The 16,946-nt window shown below is 39.2% G+C and carries 24 protein-coding genes; 22 read left to right on the plus strand and 2 right to left on the minus strand.

Annotated features, from left to right (window positions below; all coding sequences use genetic code 11):
- Window positions 1–5: 5 nt before the first annotated feature.
- From rpmD to HHO41_RS19190, 20 genes are all read left to right on the plus strand, one after another.
- Window positions 6–188 carry a 50S ribosomal protein L30 gene (gene rpmD / locus HHO41_RS19095; RefSeq protein ID WP_147535672.1) on the plus strand — a complete coding sequence of 61 codons (183 nt, stop codon included), beginning with the start codon at window positions 6–8 and terminating at the stop codon, window positions 186–188.
- Between the two features lie 33 nt (window positions 189–221).
- The gene (gene rplO / locus HHO41_RS19100; RefSeq protein WP_169101681.1) at window positions 222–662 is read left to right on the plus strand and encodes a 50S ribosomal protein L15; all 441 of its coding nucleotides are present in this window, start codon (window positions 222–224) and stop codon (window positions 660–662) included.
- The gene (gene secY, locus HHO41_RS19105) at window positions 662–1,960 is read left to right on the plus strand and encodes a preprotein translocase subunit SecY (RefSeq protein ID WP_169101683.1); all 1,299 of its coding nucleotides are present in this window, start codon (window positions 662–664) and stop codon (window positions 1,958–1,960) included. The genes rplO and secY overlap by 1 nt, the downstream gene beginning before the upstream one ends.
- A gap of 56 nt (window positions 1,961–2,016) precedes the next feature.
- On the plus strand, window positions 2,017–2,667 hold the full coding sequence (locus HHO41_RS19110) for an adenylate kinase (protein ID WP_169101685.1): 651 nt from the start codon (window positions 2,017–2,019) through the stop codon (window positions 2,665–2,667).
- Window positions 2,667–3,413: a type I methionyl aminopeptidase gene (map, locus tag HHO41_RS19115; RefSeq protein WP_169101687.1), complete on the plus strand. Its 747-nt coding sequence runs from the start codon at window positions 2,667–2,669 to the stop codon at window positions 3,411–3,413. The genes HHO41_RS19110 and map overlap by 1 nt, the downstream gene beginning before the upstream one ends.
- Window positions 3,414–3,522: 109 nt before the next feature.
- The gene (gene infA / locus HHO41_RS19120; RefSeq protein ID WP_096155951.1) at window positions 3,523–3,741 is read left to right on the plus strand and encodes a translation initiation factor IF-1; all 219 of its coding nucleotides are present in this window, start codon (window positions 3,523–3,525) and stop codon (window positions 3,739–3,741) included.
- A gap of 36 nt (window positions 3,742–3,777) precedes the next feature.
- Window positions 3,778–3,891 (plus strand): 50S ribosomal protein L36, encoded by a 114-nt coding sequence (gene rpmJ, locus HHO41_RS19125; RefSeq protein WP_000868344.1) that lies wholly within the window; start codon window positions 3,778–3,780, stop codon window positions 3,889–3,891.
- Between the two features lie 21 nt (window positions 3,892–3,912).
- Window positions 3,913–4,278 carry a 30S ribosomal protein S13 gene (rpsM, locus tag HHO41_RS19130; protein ID WP_169101689.1) on the plus strand — a complete coding sequence of 122 codons (366 nt, stop codon included), beginning with the start codon at window positions 3,913–3,915 and terminating at the stop codon, window positions 4,276–4,278.
- Window positions 4,279–4,302: 24 nt separating this feature from the next.
- Window positions 4,303–4,692, plus strand: coding sequence for a 30S ribosomal protein S11 (gene rpsK, locus HHO41_RS19135; RefSeq protein WP_169101697.1), 390 nt, complete (start codon window positions 4,303–4,305; stop codon window positions 4,690–4,692).
- A gap of 172 nt (window positions 4,693–4,864) precedes the next feature.
- Window positions 4,865–5,809, plus strand: coding sequence for a DNA-directed RNA polymerase subunit alpha (locus tag HHO41_RS19140; RefSeq protein ID WP_169101700.1), 945 nt, complete (start codon window positions 4,865–4,867; stop codon window positions 5,807–5,809).
- A gap of 67 nt (window positions 5,810–5,876) precedes the next feature.
- Window positions 5,877–6,239 (plus strand): 50S ribosomal protein L17, encoded by a 363-nt coding sequence (gene rplQ, locus HHO41_RS19145; RefSeq protein ID WP_147535664.1) that lies wholly within the window; start codon window positions 5,877–5,879, stop codon window positions 6,237–6,239.
- Between the two features lie 362 nt (window positions 6,240–6,601).
- Window positions 6,602–7,441, plus strand: a complete 840-nt coding sequence (locus tag HHO41_RS19150; protein ID WP_169101702.1) for an energy-coupling factor ABC transporter ATP-binding protein — start codon at window positions 6,602–6,604, stop codon at window positions 7,439–7,441.
- Window positions 7,417–8,286, plus strand: coding sequence for an energy-coupling factor ABC transporter ATP-binding protein (locus HHO41_RS19155; protein ID WP_169101704.1), 870 nt, complete (start codon window positions 7,417–7,419; stop codon window positions 8,284–8,286). Before HHO41_RS19150 ends, HHO41_RS19155 begins: the two co-directional genes overlap by 25 nt.
- On the plus strand, window positions 8,283–9,080 hold the full coding sequence (locus tag HHO41_RS19160; protein ID WP_169101706.1) for an energy-coupling factor transporter transmembrane component T family protein: 798 nt from the start codon (window positions 8,283–8,285) through the stop codon (window positions 9,078–9,080). The genes HHO41_RS19155 and HHO41_RS19160 overlap by 4 nt, the downstream gene beginning before the upstream one ends.
- Before the next feature lie 12 nt (window positions 9,081–9,092).
- Window positions 9,093–9,830 (plus strand): tRNA pseudouridine(38-40) synthase TruA, encoded by a 738-nt coding sequence (gene truA, locus HHO41_RS19165; protein WP_169101708.1) that lies wholly within the window; start codon window positions 9,093–9,095, stop codon window positions 9,828–9,830.
- Between the two features lie 201 nt (window positions 9,831–10,031).
- The gene (rplM, locus tag HHO41_RS19170) at window positions 10,032–10,469 is read left to right on the plus strand and encodes a 50S ribosomal protein L13 (RefSeq protein ID WP_169101710.1); all 438 of its coding nucleotides are present in this window, start codon (window positions 10,032–10,034) and stop codon (window positions 10,467–10,469) included.
- A gap of 21 nt (window positions 10,470–10,490) precedes the next feature.
- Window positions 10,491–10,883 carry a 30S ribosomal protein S9 gene (gene rpsI, locus HHO41_RS19175; protein ID WP_169101712.1) on the plus strand — a complete coding sequence of 131 codons (393 nt, stop codon included), beginning with the start codon at window positions 10,491–10,493 and terminating at the stop codon, window positions 10,881–10,883.
- Between the two features lie 331 nt (window positions 10,884–11,214).
- Window positions 11,215–11,664 carry a YbaK family protein gene (locus HHO41_RS19180; protein ID WP_169101714.1) on the plus strand — a complete coding sequence of 150 codons (450 nt, stop codon included), beginning with the start codon at window positions 11,215–11,217 and terminating at the stop codon, window positions 11,662–11,664.
- Between the two features lie 88 nt (window positions 11,665–11,752).
- Complete coding sequence (cwlD, locus tag HHO41_RS19185; protein ID WP_169101716.1) at window positions 11,753–12,472, plus strand: N-acetylmuramoyl-L-alanine amidase CwlD; 720 nt, start codon at window positions 11,753–11,755, stop codon at window positions 12,470–12,472.
- A gap of 145 nt (window positions 12,473–12,617) precedes the next feature.
- Window positions 12,618–13,673, plus strand: coding sequence for an Mrp/NBP35 family ATP-binding protein (locus HHO41_RS19190; protein WP_169101726.1), 1,056 nt, complete (start codon window positions 12,618–12,620; stop codon window positions 13,671–13,673).
- 55 nt (window positions 13,674–13,728) lie between these two features.
- On the opposite strand, the gene gerD is transcribed toward HHO41_RS19190, so the two are convergent.
- Window positions 13,729–14,310 carry a spore germination lipoprotein GerD gene (gene gerD / locus HHO41_RS19195; RefSeq protein WP_169101718.1) on the minus strand — a complete coding sequence of 194 codons (582 nt, stop codon included), beginning with the start codon at window positions 14,308–14,310 and terminating at the stop codon, window positions 13,729–13,731.
- 195 nt (window positions 14,311–14,505) lie between these two features.
- Here gerD and HHO41_RS19200 point away from each other — a divergent pair, with 195 nt between their 5' ends.
- Complete coding sequence (locus tag HHO41_RS19200; RefSeq protein ID WP_169101720.1) at window positions 14,506–15,135, plus strand: KinB-signaling pathway activation protein; 630 nt, start codon at window positions 14,506–14,508, stop codon at window positions 15,133–15,135.
- A gap of 363 nt (window positions 15,136–15,498) precedes the next feature.
- Here HHO41_RS19200 and pdaB read toward each other — a convergent pair whose 3' ends face one another.
- The gene (gene pdaB / locus HHO41_RS19205) at window positions 15,499–16,251 is read right to left on the minus strand and encodes a polysaccharide deacetylase family sporulation protein PdaB (RefSeq protein WP_169101722.1); all 753 of its coding nucleotides are present in this window, start codon (window positions 16,249–16,251) and stop codon (window positions 15,499–15,501) included.
- Between the two features lie 131 nt (window positions 16,252–16,382).
- Here pdaB and HHO41_RS19210 point away from each other — a divergent pair, with 131 nt between their 5' ends.
- Window positions 16,383–16,613 carry a hypothetical protein gene (locus HHO41_RS19210; RefSeq protein WP_169101724.1) on the plus strand — a complete coding sequence of 77 codons (231 nt, stop codon included), beginning with the start codon at window positions 16,383–16,385 and terminating at the stop codon, window positions 16,611–16,613.
- The last annotated feature ends 333 nt before the right edge of the window (window positions 16,614–16,946 follow it).

A 16,946-nucleotide genomic window follows, 5' to 3' on the forward strand; every position in this document is an offset into this window, starting at 1 on the left:
AACAAATGGCTAACAAATTACAAATTACCCTCACTCGCAGTCTTATTGGTCGTCCACAGGACCAACGCGAAACTGTTAAAGCTCTTGGTTTACGTAAGGTTAACCAAACGGTTGAGCAGCAAGATAATCCCGCTATCCGCGGTATGATTAAAAAAGTTGCTCACCTTATTACTGTAAAAGAACAATAATTTGATTCTTTTTACCTATAAGGAGGTGCCCAAATGAAACTTCATGAATTAAAACCTGCAGAAGGATCCCGCAAAGAACGTAAACGTTTAGGTCGTGGTATCGGTTCTGGTCAAGGGAAAACTGCTGGAAAAGGTCATAAAGGACAAAACGCACGTTCTGGTGGCGGTGTTCGTCTTGGCTTTGAGGGTGGTCAAACACCATTATTCCGTCGTTTACCAAAGCGTGGTTTTACAAACATCAACCGTAAAGAATACGCGATTGTAAATCTTGATGTACTTAACCGTTTTGAAGAAGGTACAGAAGTTACTCCAGAACTTCTTCTTGAAACAGGAATTATTAGCAGTGAGAAGGCAGGAATCAAGGTTCTTGCTAATGGAAGTGTAGAGAAAAAACTTACAGTGAAAGCACACAAATTTTCCTCTGCTGCGAAAGAAGCTATTGAAGCTGCCGGTGGAACAACTGAGGTGATCTAATGTTCCGTTCAATCTCCAATTTTATGCGCGTGGGTGATATTAGAAATAAAATTATCTTCACCCTCTTAATGCTGATTGTATTTCGTATTGGGACCTTTGTACCTGTCCCAAGTATTAATGCAGAATTATTACGAGCACAAGATGAGTTAGGCGTTTTTGGAGTATTGAATATATTTGGTGGCGGTGCGTTAAAGAATTTCTCCATTTTTGCAATGGGGATTATGCCTTATATCACCGCATCGATTATTATTCAGTTACTCCAAATGGATGTTGTCCCAAAATTCACTGAGTGGTCAAAACAAGGTGAAGTGGGCCGACGCAAATTAGCTCAGTTCACTCGGTATTTCACAATCGTACTTGGTTTTATCCAAGCGATTGGAATGTCAATTGGATTTAATAACATGGCCTCTGGGATGCTTATTCAAAATCCGGGAATCGGAACCTATTTGCTAATCGCAACCGTACTTACTGCCGGAACTTCATTTTTAATGTGGTTAGGTGAGCAAATTACGGCTAAAGGTGTGGGGAACGGAATTTCGATTATCATCTTTGCTGGTATTGTTGCTGGAATCCCAAATACTGTCAATCAAATTTATGCGCAGCAATTTGAAGATGCAGGCGAACAATTATTTATCCGTATTCTTACGGTATTGTTAATTGTGTTAGCTGTTATAGCAGTTATTGTTGGTGTAATATTTGTCAATCAGGCATTACGTAAGATTCCGATTCAGTATGCTAAACGAATGGTTGATGGACGCCCTTCTGGCGGTGCGACGCATATGCCTTTAAAGGTTAATGCGGCTGGAGTAATTCCAGTTATCTTTGCGATTTCGTTTATCATAACTCCACCAACAATTGCGTCATTCTTTGGTCCAAACGATGTTACACTTTGGATTCAAAAGACGTTTGACTATAAAAATCCAGTAGGTATGATTATTTATGTCGCTTTAATCATGGCCTTTACCTATTTCTATGCCTTCATTCAGGTTAATCCTGAACAGGTAGCAGAGAATTTGAAAAAACAAGGTGGATATATTCCAGGAATTCGTCCTGGAAGAAGCACACAAGAATATTTAACAAGGGTATTGTATCGTCTTACTTTGATTGGATCACTATTCCTTGCGGCAATTGCAATTTTGCCTGTATTTTTTGTGAAATTCGCAGATCTACCACAATCGGCACAAATTGGTGGAACAAGTCTTCTCATTGTTGTCGGGGTTGCACTTGATACGATGAAACAGCTTGAATCCCAACTTGTAAACCGTCACTATAAAGGTTTTATTAAACAAAGTAAATAAATTGGTTTTAGGGACTTAGGGGTTCCCTAAAACCGTCTAGATGAGGGGGAATAACGGTGAACTTAGTATTAATGGGTCTTCCTGGTGCAGGAAAAGGTACACAAGCCGAGCAAATTGTCGATCAATACGGCATTCCTCATATCTCTACTGGAGATATGTTCCGTGCAGCGATGAAAGAGGGTACAGAACTTGGCTTACAAGCAAAAGCTTTTATGGATCAAGGTGCGCTAGTTCCTGATGAAGTAACAATCGGAATCGTCCGTGAGCGTTTAAGTAAAGATGATTGTAAGAAAGGTTTTCTACTTGATGGATTTCCTAGAACTGTACCACAAGCTGAAGCACTCGAAGATATCCTTACTCAACTAGACAAAAAAATCGACTATTGTATTAATATCGATGTCGATCACAGAATCCTTATGGAGCGTTTAACAGGTCGCCGCATTTGTAAAGCTTGCGGAGCAACTTATCATTTAGTGTTCAATCCACCAGCACAAGAGGGTAAATGTGATCGCTGTGGTGGTGAGTTGTACCAACGTGCAGACGATAATGCCGATACTGTTCAAAATCGCTTAGAAGTAAATATGCAACAAGCTCAGCCTTTATTAGATTTCTACGAATCTAAAGGGTACTTACGTAACATCGATGGTCAGCGTGATATTAATATCGTATTCGCTGATATCAGAGAGCTACTTGGGGGCTTAAAATAATGATCATTTGTAAAACCCCGCGTGAAATAGAGATTATGCGCGAAGCAGGACGGATAGTCGCACTCACTCATGAGGAACTGAAAAAACACATTCGTCCGGGGATTACAACGAAGGAATTAGATGTTATTGCCGAACAGTTTATCCTAAAACAGGGTGCAATTCCATCTTTTAAAGGGTATAATGGGTTTCGTGGCAGCATCTGTGCTTCTGTCAACGATGAATTAGTTCACGGAATACCTGGTGACCGTGTATTGAACAATGGCGATGTCATCAGCATTGACATTGGTGCAAAATACAATGGTTATCATGGAGATTCAGCTTGGACTTACCCAGTCGGCGAAATTGCAGAGGAGACGAAACGTCTGTTAGAAGTTACGGAAGAATCGCTTTTTGTCGGCCTTAAGGAAGCTAAGCCTGGTGAACGCCTATCAAACATCTCTCATGCGATTCAAACGTATGTTGAGGCAAACGGTTTTTCGATTGTACGCGAGTATGTCGGGCATGGAGTAGGGCAAGACTTACATGAGGATCCGCAAATTCCTCATTATGGTCCACCTAATAAAGGACCCCGATTAAAGCCGGGCATGGTACTTGCAATTGAACCGATGGTGAATGCTGGAAGTCGATATGTCAAGACTTTGGCGGATGACTGGACGGTTGTAACAGTTGATGGGTGTATGTGTGCTCATTTCGAGCATACCATTGCGATCACAGAAACAGGTTACGAAATTTTAACCATAGCGTAATGCTAGGTTCACATATGCAGGCTGACTCGAGTATATCAAAAATTCGGTCTTGTCTTTCTATACAGTTTGTGAAGAAATACGTACTTGAATAAAGAAAGGAGACAGTTTGATGGCGAAAGATGATGTTATTGAAGTCGAAGGTACAGTTGTTGAAACTTTGCCAAATGCCATGTTTAAGGTAGAATTAGAAAATGGTCATTCTGTGTTAGCTCATGTTTCTGGGAAAATTCGTATGCACTTTATTCGTATTTTACCAGGAGATAAAGTTACTGTAGAGCTTTCACCGTACGATCTAACTCGCGGAAGAATCACGTATCGCTTTAAATAGTCCTTTGCACTCCGTACTATCAAGGAGGTTAGAATAATGAAAGTAAGACCATCTGTTAAACCAATCTGTGAAAAGTGTAAAGTTATTCGCAGACGCGGTAAAGTTATGGTTATCTGCGAAAACCCAAAACACAAACAAAAACAAGGCTAATATGAAGGAGGTGCTGAACGAATGGCACGTATTGCTGGTGTGGATGTACCGCGCGAAAAGCGCATTGTAATCTCATTAACTTACATTTTCGGTATTGGTAGACCAACTGCTCAAAAAATTCTTGCTGAAGCAGGTGTTTCTGAAGATACTCGTGTACGTGATTTAACAGAAGATGAACTAAATAAAATCCGTGATATCATCGATAAATTAAAGGTTGAAGGTGACCTTCGCCGTGAAGTTTCATTAAATATCAAACGTTTAATGGAAATCGGTTCTTATCGTGGTCTTCGTCACCGTCGTGGCTTACCAGTTCGCGGACAAAATACGAAGAACAATGCACGTACTCGTAAAGGTCCTCGTAAGACTGTAGCGAACAAGAAAAAATAATAAGTAAAGGAGGTACTCATTTAAATGGCTCGTAAAACTAATACACGTAAACGTCGTGTGAAAAAGAATATTGAATCTGGAGTTGCTCACATTCGTTCAACTTTCAACAATACGATTGTAACAATTACTGACCCACACGGAAATGCAATTTCTTGGTCAAGTGCTGGTGCGCTTGGATTTAAAGGTTCTCGTAAATCTACTCCATTCGCTGCACAAATGGCCGCTGAAACAGCAGCTAAAACATCAATGGAACACGGTATGAAAACTCTTGAAGTAACAGTAAAAGGACCTGGCGCAGGACGTGAAGCTGCAATCCGTGCTCTTCAAGCTGCTGGTCTTGAAGTTACTGCTATCAAAGACGTAACTCCAGTTCCACATAACGGATGTCGTCCGCCAAAACGTCGCCGCGTATAATTTTTTCTGTATAGATTTTGTATCATGCGTCTATAATGGGTTATGATACTAATTTTATGCGTTCATACAGAATGATTAATCCAGTTGTTGTGCACAAACGGGATCGTATGCAGGGGGAATTTCGGTTAAATGATTAACCGGGGTTTCGACGTTTTGAAGGAGGGTATATTTGATGATCGAAATAGAAAAACCAAAAATCGAAACGGTTGAGATCAACGATGATGCCAAATACGGGAAGTTCGTCGTAGAACCACTTGAGCGTGGATATGGTACAACTTTGGGTAACTCCTTACGTCGTATCCTTTTATCCTCACTCCCAGGTGCAGCTGTCACATCGATTCAAATCGATGGTGTGCTACATGAATTTTCTACGATTGAAGGCGTCGTTGAAGATGTATCGTCCATTATTCTTAATATTAAAAAGCTAGCTCTTAAAATCTATTCAGATGAAGAAAAGACGTTAGAAATTGATGTTAAGGGTGAAGGTGTGGTAACGGCTGCAGATGTAACACATGATAGTGATGTAGAGATACTAAATCCTGATCTTCACATTGCTACACTTGGTTCAAATGGTCATTTTCGCATGCGTTTAACCGCTAGACGTGGTCGCGGTTATACTCCCGCAGATCAAAATAAACGAGAAGACCAGCCAATTGGTGTTATTCCGATCGACTCCATCTATACACCAGTATCACGTGTATCTTACCAAGTGGAAAATACTCGTGTTGGTCAAATGACAAACTATGATAAGTTAACATTTGATGTTTGGACAGATGGAAGCACAGGACCTAAAGAAGCAATTGCTTTAGGTGCGAAAATTTTGACTGAGCATTTGAATATTTTTGTTGGTTTAACTGACGAAGCTCAAAATGCTGAAATTATGGTTGAAAAAGAAGAAGACCAAAAAGAAAAAGTTCTAGAAATGACTATTGAAGAACTTGATCTTTCTGTTCGTTCGTATAATTGCTTAAAGCGTGCTGGAATCAATACTGTTCAGGAATTAGCTAATAAGACTGAAGAAGATATGATGAAGGTTCGTAATTTAGGTAGAAAATCTCTTGAGGAAGTAAAAGCAAAATTAGAGGAATTAGGCTTAGGCTTACGTAAGGATGACTAGTCCAGAACCTTTCATTATGTTTACTTTTAAATAGAGAAGAACACTTCAACAAAGGAGGGAAACTTTCATGGCTTACAGAAAGTTAGGACGTACAAGCGCTCAACGTAAAGCAATGCTTAGAGATTTAACTACTGATCTAATCATTAATGAGCGTATTGAAACAACTGAAACTCGTGCGAAAGAACTTCGTTCAACAGTTGAAAAAATGATTACTCTTGGTAAGCGCGGAGATTTACACGCTCGTCGTCAAGCTGCTGCATACATTCGTAACGAAGTTGCAAACGCTGAAACGAATCAAGATGCGCTTCAAAAACTTTTCGCTGACATCGCTCCACGTTATGAAGAGCGTCAAGGTGGCTACACTCGTATCATGAAGCTTGGACCACGCCGCGGTGACGGTGCACCAATGGTCATCATCGAGTTAGTTTAATATTTTCCAACTAACAACAAGGGCGAGGACAGTTTACATACAAACTTGTTCTTTGCCCTTTTTCTCTAAAAGGAAATGCTATATTGTTACGTATAGCATACCACGACTGAAGTGAGCCCATACTGAGCGCTATGATAAGCATGATATGCCTTAGAGATAGTGTATTGTTACAATAATACTTTTAGTCTCTATTCATGTCTTGTTTAGCTCAAGCACCTCTTCCTGATTTCCCGTTTGGGAATGCAAAATACGAAAGCAAACGTATGTCTTCGTATAGGTTGAGGTGCAGGCTTTTTTTTATTTTCCATGAACTATTTTTAGATGAGATAGCTGAGCTGAGGCCGAGATAGGGGGAGACATTGATGCGTAATCCACTTGTGAAAATAGATAATATTTGCTTTCAATATGATACACAGGAAAGCTTTGCATTGAACAATGTTTCGTTCGAGGTAAACGAAGGTGAATGGTTGGCGATTGTTGGCCATAATGGATCTGGCAAATCCACGCTTGCGAAAATTTTAAATGGCTTACAATTTCCACAGTCAGGTAGTGTGACTGTTCGTGGGTTAGTATTATCAGAGGCAACAGTCTGGGATGTTCGAAAGCAAATCGGTATGGTTTTTCAAAATCCTGATAACCAGTTTGTAGGAACAACTGTGGAGGATGATGTGGCTTTTGGTTTAGAAAATATGGGGATTTCCCGTGAGGTAATGCTTGAAAGAATTCCGGATTCCTTGCAAAAAGTAAATATGGGTTCGTTTCTTGATCAAGAGCCGCACCATCTATCGGGTGGTCAAAAACAACGTGTTGCCATTGCAAGCGTTTTAGCTCTACAACCAGCGATTATTATTTTAGATGAAGCAACATCCATGCTTGACCCTAGAGGTCGGGAAGAAGTGTTGCAAACTGTTCGTGACTTAAAAAAGGATAGGAATATAACAGTAATATCGATTACCCATGATTTGGAAGAAGCTGCTAAAGCTGATCGGATCATTGTCATGAATAACGGAATGCTGCATAGGGAAGGTACTCCAGAGCAAATTTTTTCGCTTGATGAGGAATTAATTCAGCTAGGACTGGATATTCCCTTCCCTGTAAAGCTTGGCAAACAACTAAGAAACCAAGGCTTTCCGCTTACAAAAAGCTTTTTATCAGAAGAAGAGTTGGTGAACGAATTATGGACATTTCACTCCAACAAGTAGAGTATCGTTACCAGCAGGGAACACCGTTTGAGCGCCTTGCCATTCATAATGTATCGATAGAGATTCCCTCAGGTTCCTTTATTGCCATCATCGGCCACACCGGCTCTGGGAAATCGACCGTGTTGCAGCATCTTAATGCCTTATTATTACCATCTAAAGGGACTGTGAAAATTGGTGACCGACTGATCAGCGGGAATAAAAAGGAAAAGAATCTTAAGGCTGTTCGGCAAAAAGTAGGCATTGTCTTTCAGTTTCCAGAGCATCAGCTGTTTGAGGAAACTGTTGAAAAGGATATTTGCTTCGGACCGATGAACTTTGGTGTGTCTGAATCAGTGGCTAAAGCTCGTACAAAAGCTGCCATTCGCCAAGTTGGCCTGGATGAATCGATATTACAGCGTTCGCCATTTGATTTATCGGGTGGGCAAATGCGTCGAGTCGCTATTGCAGGCGTACTAGCGATGGAGCCTAATGTAATCGTTTTGGACGAACCAACCGCCGGTTTAGACCCAAGGGGACGCAAAGAAATTATGGAGATGTTTTATCAGCTTCATTGTGAACAGTCCTTGTCAACAATAGTCGTGACCCATAGCATGGAGGACGCAGCACGTTATGCTGATCGAATATTTGTGATGCATAAAGGTGAGGTCTATCGGCAGGGGACACCAGAGGAAATATTCTCTTCACCAGAAGGTTTGATTGAGTTAGGCTTGGATGTACCTGAAGTCATCCGTTTTCAACAAAAATTTGAGCAACGTTTCAACATTAAATTGCCAAAGCCTTATTTATCGATGGAAGAGTTAACTGAAGCAATTGCTACCTCTTTAAAAAGGGGGATTTCATCATGATGGATAAGATGATTTTAGGTCGGTATGTTCCATCCGATTCAATTATTCATCGTATGGATCCACGTTCAAAGCTGACGTTAGTGTTTTTGTTTGTTTGCATAGTGTTTATTGCAAATAATCCTATCACCTACGGTATTTTGACGGCTTATACGTTGTTGATGGTTGCAAGCTCAAAGATTTCGGTTCGATTTTTATACGGCGGGTTAAAGCCGGTGCTGTGGTTGATTGTTTTTACGCTTGTGCTTCATCTTTTTCTTACAAAAGGTGGGGACATATTATTTGAGATGGGTCCTGTAACAGTATATGAAAATGGCGTTCAGCAAGGCATTTTTATTTCGATGAGATTTTTCCTATTAATTTTAATGACCTCGTTATTAACATTGACAACGACACCAATTGAAATTACGGATGGACTTGAAACTCTGTTAGGTCCATTAAAGAAAGTGAAATTTCCAGTACATGAATTGGCCCTGATGATGTCAATTTCGCTCAGGTTTATTCCAACGTTGATGGGGGAAACGGATAAAATCATGAAGGCGCAAATTGCCCGTGGTGTCGAATTTACAAGCGGACCAATCAAAGATAGTGTTAAAGCTATTGTTCCTTTGTTAATTCCATTGTTTGTTAGCTCGTTTAAACGGGCAGAGGAATTAGCGATTGCAATGGAGGCCAGAGGTTACCGAGGTGGAGAGGGTAGAACAAAGTATCGATTATTAAAATGGGGCTTTGTTGATACAGTTATGCTGCTTATCCTCGGACTAATGGCAGTGGTGTTATATTTCTTAAGAGCATAATGAGGTATGATCATGCAACGTTATAAATGTGTCATTGCTTATGTTGGCACCGCCTTTTCAGGCTATCAAATTCAACCAAACAAGCGCACCGTGCAGAGTGAAATTGAGGCTGTTCTCGAAAAGATACATAAAGGGGAGCATGTCCGGATTTTTGCGTCAGGGAGAACGGATGCGGGTGTCCATGCTAAAGGACAGGTCATTCATTTCGACTCACCACTTAAGATACCGACAGAAAAGTGGACAATTGCCTTAAATGCTTTGCTGCCCGACGATATTTCGGTAATGAAAACAGACGAGGTTCCTAATGATTTTCATGCTAGGTTTGATGTAGTTGCTAAGGAATACCGCTATTATATTCATTTATCCCAAATTCGCGATCCATTTCAGCATCATTTCGCTTACCAATTTAAGTATCCTTTAGATATTGATAAAATGGTTTCTGCCACAAAACATCTACTCGGTACTCATGATTTTACAAGTTTTTGTTCAGCCAAAACTGAGGTAGAAGATCGCGTAAGAACCATTCACAAGATTGAGCTGGTTGAGGTGAATGGAATGCTTGTGTTCCGCTTTGTCGGTAACGGCTTTTTATATAATATGGTTCGGATTTTAGTTGGGACGCTATTAGAGGTTGGCGCTTGCGAACGCGATGCAGCTTCGATTCCGCTAATTTTGTCAAGCAAAGACCGAACAAAGGCCGGAAAAACCGCTCCAGCCCATGGATTATTCTTATGGGAAGTTTTTTATTAGTAACTGAGTGGATTTCAATAAAAGAAAAATATTTATTCATCATTTTTTAGTAAGGCAACTATTCCTGGTGTTGACATTTTGCCGTCAACAAGTTATTATATTAAACGGTATGTATATTAACCCCACAATGAGCCCCGGAAGAGCAATTTGTGTAAAAATAATATATGGACAATCTGATTAGATTATTTAGGAGGGAAATTCATGCGTACAACGTTTATGGCTAATTCAAACAATATTGAACGTAAATGGTACGTAATTGATGCTGAAGGTCAAACTTTAGGTCGCCTTGCAAGTGAAGTAGCATCAATTTTACGTGGAAAAAATAAACCAACTTTTACACCACATGTTGACACTGGTGATCATGTTATTATCATCAATGCAGCTAAGATCGAACTTACTGGTAAAAAATTAACTGATAAAATTTACTATCGTCACACTAACCACCCAGGTGGATTAAAACAAAGAACAGCGCTTGAAATGCGTACAAACTACCCTGAGCAAATGTTAGAACTTGCTATTAAAGGCATGCTTCCAAAGAATTCTCTTGGACGTCAAATGTTCAAGAAATTACACGTTTATGCTGGTAGCGAGCACCAACAACAAGCACAAAAACCAGAAGTTTACACACTTCGCGGATAATTTTAAGAGGAGGTTATTAACTTGGCACAAGTTCAATATATCGGTACTGGTCGTCGTAAAAGCTCTGTTGCCCGTGTACGTTTAGTTCCAGGTAACGGTACAATCACAATCAACGATCGTGAAATCACAGATTACATCCCATTCGAAGCATTACGTGAAGTGGTTAAACAACCATTAAACGCTACTGAAACTTTAGGTAGCTACGATGTGCTTGTAAACGTTAAAGGTGGAGGTTACACTGGTCAAGCTGGCGCAATCCGCCACGGTATCGCTCGTGCGTTACTTCAAGCTGATCCAGAATTCCGTGCACCATTAAAGCGTGCAGGCCTATTAACTCGTGACGCTCGTATGAAAGAACGTAAAAAATACGGTCTTAAAGGCGCTCGTCGTGCACCTCAGTTCTCAAAACGTTAATTATCAATACAAATCAAACTCCAGTCATTGTGCTGGAGTTTTTTTGTTATTTAAGGTGAAAGTTTGTTTTTTCCTTGTATTGATTGGAGTGGAAGGCGCGAAGACTCCTGCGGGAGCAGTGGGACAGGTGAGACCCCGCAGGCGCCTTGCGCCGAGGAGGCTCACCGCCCACCCCGCGGAAAGCGAAGCGCCTGGAACGGAAATCAATTACATATTCAAGGCAGTCAAATATTCTTATTTTTCCCATTAAAATTGGAAAGATAAAGCTTTGAAAAGTTTGTATTTCTCTTGAAAGAAGGATAAGACTACTTTCAAAGGGGTGTAAATAAAAATGACCTTGATAACAACATTTACTGAAAAGCAACGTGAAAAGCAAATAAAATATGAACGGACAGTATTGCGTGACTTATCAATACAAATGTTAAAAAACAGTGTAAAAAATCATTTCGGTTCATCGCGAATTGCCTCGAGCGTGTTGATGAAATCTGGAATGGAAGAAGCTTGTTATGATGTAGCGATTGAAGCCTATTTGCTTGGAGCAAGGATGAGCCGTTTTGGTTATTATGGTGAACAATTGCGCCAAGTACAGGTCCGTTGTGATGAAGAAAGAAAGCATTTAACTGACACCTTATATAATTTCATATTGTATTGGGGTCACGGCATGATGGATGAGGGAATCCATAGCGAGTCATTATTTTATATGTGTGAGCAGTATGTTGATTCCTGGTGGTGTGAAGGTTTTCAAAAAGGAGAAAGGCGCCATAAACTCCGACTCCATTAAAATAATCAAGCAAGGTTTCATGTTCTAAAGCTCTCACTTGTCCCATATAGTGAATTATGAGGACGGGCAGGAGGGAGTAGCTGAGCACATGAGACGGAAATTAAAAATCAGTGGATTTGCCCTCGGGCTGATGATCTTGTTTTTTATTTTACAATATGATTTTAGAGAAGATGATTCCTGGAAATCATGGAACCTTCCTTTGAGCGGTAAAATCATTTTAATTGACCCTGGTCATGGAGGTCCTGATGGCGGGGCAGGAAATAGAACGGCACTTGAAAAAGATATTGCTCTGGATGTGTCGTTAAAACTGCGGGACTATTTACAGTCGCAGGGTGCACTTGTCATGATGACTCGGGAAACCGACCGCGATTTAGCGGACATAGATACAAGGGGTTACAGCCGCCGCAAAGTCGAGGATTTAAAAGCTCGATTAAAAATGATTAATGAGTCAGAAGCTGATTTATTTGTCAGTGTTCATTTAAACTCAATTCCGTCACCACGTTGGAGTGGTGCACAAACTTTTTATGCTCCGCAGAAGCAAGAGAATCAACGTGCGGCAAAGTTTATCCAAGATGAATTACGTAAAAATCTTGAAAACACGGACCGGAAGGCGAAGTCAATCCATCATGTATATATATTAAAGCATGCTAAAAAACCAGGTGCGCTAGTAGAGATTGGATTTTTATCAAACCCTAACGAACGAAGGAATTTAAAAGAGGAACGATATCAAGAAAAAGTAGCTGCGTCAATTTACAAAGGAATAATTCGTTATTTTACGATTGAAAAAGAATTAAAAGAAGCAGACTAGAAGGTGGAGAGCCTTCTTTTTCTTTTGCCATATAATTTTCAAAACAAGTCATGGGTATTGTAAAGTGTGATACAGATAACTGTTCTTTTTTTGATTTTTGGTATATTATGAATTGGAAACGAATACATAAGGTGGGTGTAATATGATGTTGACAGAAGCAAAAGTTATCGAACTTCTTAACGGATTAAAGGAACCATTTTTACATAAAACGCTTGAGGAAGTTAACGCGATTCAGGAAGTGAAAATTAATGAAGAAAAAGCACATGTCAGCGTTAAGGTTGCTATCGCTAAAACCGGTACAGCTGAACAGCTTCAGCTTCAATCAGAAATCGTTTCCTTGTTAAAGCAGGAAGGTGCAAACACAGTAGGTTTACGTTTTGCTGAGCTTCCAGAAGAAGTGTTAGAAAAGTTCCGTTCCGAATTAGCTCCAGAGGAAGAAGGATTGCTTTCTCCAAATAGTAAAACAACCTTTATCGCTATCGCCAGTGGTAAGGGCGGAGTTGGAAAATCAACCGTTTCCGTCAATCTTGCTGTTTCCTTAGCTCGTTTAGGGAAAAAAGTCGGTTTAGTGGATGCAGATATTTACGGATTTAGTGTTCCTGACATGATGGGAATTACCACACGTCCAGCTGTGCAAAATGAAAAAATCATGCCAGTTGACCGGTTTGGTGTAAAGGTTATTTCTATGGGTTTCTTTGTAGAAGACAATGCTCCGATTATATGGCGTGGGCCAATGCTTGGTAAAATGCTAAATAGCTTCTTTAATGAAGTTAACTGGGGCGAATTAGATTATTTATTGCTCGATTTACCTCCTGGTACAGGTGATGTGGCTTTAGATGTGCATCAAATGTTACCGGCGTGTAAAGAGGTAATTGTTACGACTCCACATCCAACTGCAGCATTTGTTGCAGCGCGTGCAGGTGCAATGGCAATCAAAACAGATCATGAAGTAATTGGTGTCGTTGAAAATATGTCTTATTTCGAAAGTGAAAAGACTGGTGAAAAGGAATATATCTTCGGCCGTGGCGGCGGCGATAAGCTTGCTGAGGAGCTTCAAACGAAGGTTCTAGGCCAGCTTCCACTTGGTCAGCCTGATTGGAACGAAGAAGATTTTGCTCCATCCATTTATCAAGAAGATCATAAGCTTGGTAAAATTTATCTTGATATAGCGAAGAAGATTGTTGAAACGCTTGAGAATTAAGCTAATAAATAAGACAGCCTTTCCGAGGGCTGTCTTTTGCTTTTAACTGATTTTATTATGCTCCGCTTGCACTATCACTTTTTTTTCCTGTTTTTACTTCATCGGCTGCTTTTAAGAGAAGATCCTGAATCTTGGCCTTAAATAGAGGGCTCTCAAAGGTTTCGCTAACTATCTTTTGTAAATGTTCCCTGTATTCGGTGCTTTTTAGTGTATCTTGAACTTCTTTTTGAAGCTCAGGGTCCTTCATTAACTCCACTAATTTTCCGCGGTATTCGGGATCGTTCATCATATTTTTTAATAAAATTTCATTTTCGGACTTCATGCTTTTGGCCATACCCTCTGCGAACTTAGGATCTTCGTAGGCTTTTTTCCAAAACTCCATGCCTTTATCTGAGGTTAATGTTTGTTCAATTACTTCCTTAACGACTGTTTGATCCATGATTAATTGTTGTTTAATCTTTTCATCAGTGAGCACTTCTTGAATGGCCTTTTTTCCATCATCCGTCTTTAAAATATCTACGACCATTTTCTTGGTTTCTTCATAATCCAGTTGTCCACCTTGAGCCTCTGATTCAGCGCAGCCAGAAATAATAAAGAAAAAGCAAAATGGGAGGAGCAAGTTTGATTTTTTCAACATAAGAAGGCCCCCTTCACAAAACAATTCATACATATAGGATGAGAAGTATGGGCAATTATTATTCATTTAGAGTTGAATATCTAGATTTTTCAAAATTTGGTTGGTACAATCATTAGAGACATAATTATTTTTCAAATAAAATAGTAATATGATGTAGTTTACAACGTACTAATCATTTTTATTGGGGGAAGAACCGTGAATAGCCGTAATTTGGTCAAGTTATTTTTTTCAACCTTACTCATAGGTGCTGTGACAACAGGGGTAGTGGGTTTTGTTGTACAGTGGGAGAAGTTTGAACCGTCCTTTGCAAATTTTGACATTTTAGAAATATTATCTGTATTTTTCTGGTTAATTGGAATCGGCTTTATTTTTAGTTTAGTTAGTCAGATGGGTTTTTTCGCATACTTAACGGTTCACCGATTTGGACTAGGTATGTTTCGGAGTTCTAAATTATGGAACGGGGTCCAAATCATTTTAACAGTATTCGTGTTATTTGATTTAGTATATCTTCGCTACACTTTTTTTGCAGAAAAAGGAGAAAGTTATTTTTCCTATATTGCACTAGCAGTGTTTGTCTTAATCGTCGGTCTAATATTTGCATGGCAAAAAGCGAGGCTTACGAATAAAGAAGCTTTTATTCCTGCGTTGTTTTTTATGGTAGTCATTACAATTATTGAATGGATGCCGGTATTACGGGTGAATGAGCATAGCTGGTTATATTTAATGCTCATTCCGTTGCTTGTGTGTAATGCTTATCAGTTATTAGTGCTTCAAAAGTTAAATGAAGCATCAGAAATACAAAGAAAACAAGCGCATAAGGTCTAAAAACAAAGAAAGCGGCTAAGTTTATGAGCCGCTCAGAATGTCGAGAAAAGATGTTTTTCTCGGCATTTTTTATTTTATCAATGTGTGGCCTGATAACTTTCCTGTTGTATGCATTCATCAATTTCCATATCTTTAAGAGCGAGCTCCCGTGGCTAATTGAAACTACGTTTGAAATAGCTACATGGAAAATATAGCTCCAATACGACTCATTGATGCTATGTTTGAGTAGGTCACATGGAAAATATAGCTCCAACAAGCTACGTGGTGCAACCTTTGAGTGAAAACTATAAAAGGGAAATCTTAAAATTTAGAAGGTACTTTCTAAACAATAAAAGCGGCTAAATTTGTTAGCCGCTTTTGTTATTAATTAATTTCTGTAGACTCGGTTGTTCCATTTGCAATCATTTCGGAAATTGAAACAAATTTAAGACCTTTACCTCGTAATTCATTAATAATTTCCGGCAAAGCTTTAGCTGTTTGTTTGGCCGAATCAGATGCGTGAAGTAAAATGATGTCACCATTTTTGGCTCTAGCTACGTTTTTCAAAATTTCATCCACACCTGGATTGGTCCAATCCTTCGAATCGATACTCCAATGAACAAAAGTATACCCATACTGTGTGGCAATTTTTAATGACCTCTGATCAAAATGTCCCGTCGGAGCCCTAACAAGTTCTATTCCTTTTACATTTAACTTTTTAAAAGCCTCTTGAGCTAATAACAGGTCTTTACGAATCTTTGCATCTTCTAATTCGGAGTAATTCTGGTATGAATAGCCTAATATTCCAACTTCGTAGCCTTCCTTAACAATTCTATCCACGATGTCAGGATGTCTTTCAGCCCATGAACCTGACAGGAAGAAGGTTGCGGCCTTAACATTTTCCTTTTTCAAAGTGTCAAGAATTGGCTCTGCTTTTTCATCACCCCATCCAATGTTAAAACTCATGGCTACATCTTTTTCGCCTTTATAAATTGCTTTTGGCCCATCTTTAGCTGTGAAAACGGCAAGATGAAAAATATTTTCCATGTACATGAAGAAAGCAGTAAAAAAGGCAGCAACCATTATTAAAACTAAATGTTTAATCGTCTTTCCGTTTAAGATAAAAAAGAAGTTCATCCTCGTCACCTCGTCCCATCACTCAATCTATCCTATGCATAAAATTAATCGATATGATTATTCACTTATAAAAAATCCAAATATGGAAAACACTACAAAAAATTAATATTTTCTACTGGAGGAATGTTGGGATGTTAGGTATGTTAATCTCAGTTAAAGAAGAGCAGGAAATAAGGTATTTAATTAAACGGGAAATGGATGAGATATTATTCGATTTAAACGATCATCGAATCGATCATCAAGTAAAAAAGACTATGGAAGATCGTTATAAAGTGTTATTTTCCTTATTTAAACGGTTGGCTTCTCCAAAAGAATGCCTTTACTACATGCCCTCAAAACAAAAACGTGCAAAAAGAGGATAAAAAAATTATAAAATGTATTGACGAAAATATTTACCTTTGGTATATTAATAAACGTCGCTGCTGAGCAATAACGAATTTAGTAAAACATGATTTATTGAAAAATAAAAAAGTGTTGACTTATTGCTAACTGCATGATATATTGATAAAGTCGCCTCTGAGCGATAAAGAAAAATTGCTCTTTGAAAACTAAACAAACAAACGTCAACAATAAACAAATTATAGTGTGATTGACTCCGGTCAAAAACACTAGCCAACGTAACTTTTATGAGCTAAATCAACTTTCTTGGAGAGTTTGATCCTGGCTCAGGACGAACGCTGGCGGCGTGCCTAATA

The organism is Bacillus sp. DNRA2, assembly GCF_012843265.1.
Lineage (GTDB): Bacteria > Bacillota > Bacilli > Bacillales > Cytobacillaceae > Bacillus_BU.

What these genes read in the sequence shown, in the direction of transcription:
- rpmD (WP_147535672.1), top strand. Translation starts at nt 6, where the DNA reads ATGGCTAACAAATTACAAATTACCCTCACTCGCAGTCTTATTGGTCGT.
- rplO (WP_169101681.1), top strand. Translation starts at nt 222, where the DNA reads ATGAAACTTCATGAATTAAAACCTGCAGAAGGATCCCGCAAAGAACGT.
- secY (WP_169101683.1), top strand. Translation starts at nt 662, where the DNA reads ATGTTCCGTTCAATCTCCAATTTTATGCGCGTGGGTGATATTAGAAAT.
- map (WP_169101687.1), top strand. Translation starts at nt 2,667, where the DNA reads ATGATCATTTGTAAAACCCCGCGTGAAATAGAGATTATGCGCGAAGCA.
- infA (WP_096155951.1), top strand. Translation starts at nt 3,523, where the DNA reads ATGGCGAAAGATGATGTTATTGAAGTCGAAGGTACAGTTGTTGAAACT.
- rpmJ (WP_000868344.1), top strand. Translation starts at nt 3,778, where the DNA reads ATGAAAGTAAGACCATCTGTTAAACCAATCTGTGAAAAGTGTAAAGTT.
- rpsM (WP_169101689.1), top strand. Translation starts at nt 3,913, where the DNA reads ATGGCACGTATTGCTGGTGTGGATGTACCGCGCGAAAAGCGCATTGTA.
- rpsK (WP_169101697.1), top strand. Translation starts at nt 4,303, where the DNA reads ATGGCTCGTAAAACTAATACACGTAAACGTCGTGTGAAAAAGAATATT.
- HHO41_RS19140 (WP_169101700.1), top strand. Translation starts at nt 4,865, where the DNA reads ATGATCGAAATAGAAAAACCAAAAATCGAAACGGTTGAGATCAACGAT.
- rplQ (WP_147535664.1), top strand. Translation starts at nt 5,877, where the DNA reads ATGGCTTACAGAAAGTTAGGACGTACAAGCGCTCAACGTAAAGCAATG.
- HHO41_RS19150 (WP_169101702.1), top strand. Translation starts at nt 6,602, where the DNA reads ATGCGTAATCCACTTGTGAAAATAGATAATATTTGCTTTCAATATGAT.
- HHO41_RS19155 (WP_169101704.1), top strand. Translation starts at nt 7,417, where the DNA reads ATGGACATTTCACTCCAACAAGTAGAGTATCGTTACCAGCAGGGAACA.
- HHO41_RS19160 (WP_169101706.1), top strand. Translation starts at nt 8,283, where the DNA reads ATGATGGATAAGATGATTTTAGGTCGGTATGTTCCATCCGATTCAATT.
- truA (WP_169101708.1), top strand. Translation starts at nt 9,093, where the DNA reads ATGCAACGTTATAAATGTGTCATTGCTTATGTTGGCACCGCCTTTTCA.
- rplM (WP_169101710.1), top strand. Translation starts at nt 10,032, where the DNA reads ATGCGTACAACGTTTATGGCTAATTCAAACAATATTGAACGTAAATGG.
- HHO41_RS19180 (WP_169101714.1), top strand. Translation starts at nt 11,215, where the DNA reads ATGACCTTGATAACAACATTTACTGAAAAGCAACGTGAAAAGCAAATA.
- cwlD (WP_169101716.1), top strand. Translation starts at nt 11,753, where the DNA reads ATGAGACGGAAATTAAAAATCAGTGGATTTGCCCTCGGGCTGATGATC.
- HHO41_RS19190 (WP_169101726.1), top strand. Translation starts at nt 12,618, where the DNA reads ATGTTGACAGAAGCAAAAGTTATCGAACTTCTTAACGGATTAAAGGAA.
- gerD (WP_169101718.1), bottom strand. Translation starts at nt 14,310, where the DNA reads ATGTTGAAAAAATCAAACTTGCTCCTCCCATTTTGCTTTTTCTTTATT.
- pdaB (WP_169101722.1), bottom strand. Translation starts at nt 16,251, where the DNA reads ATGAACTTCTTTTTTATCTTAAACGGAAAGACGATTAAACATTTAGTT.
- HHO41_RS19210 (WP_169101724.1), top strand. Translation starts at nt 16,383, where the DNA reads ATGTTAGGTATGTTAATCTCAGTTAAAGAAGAGCAGGAAATAAGGTAT.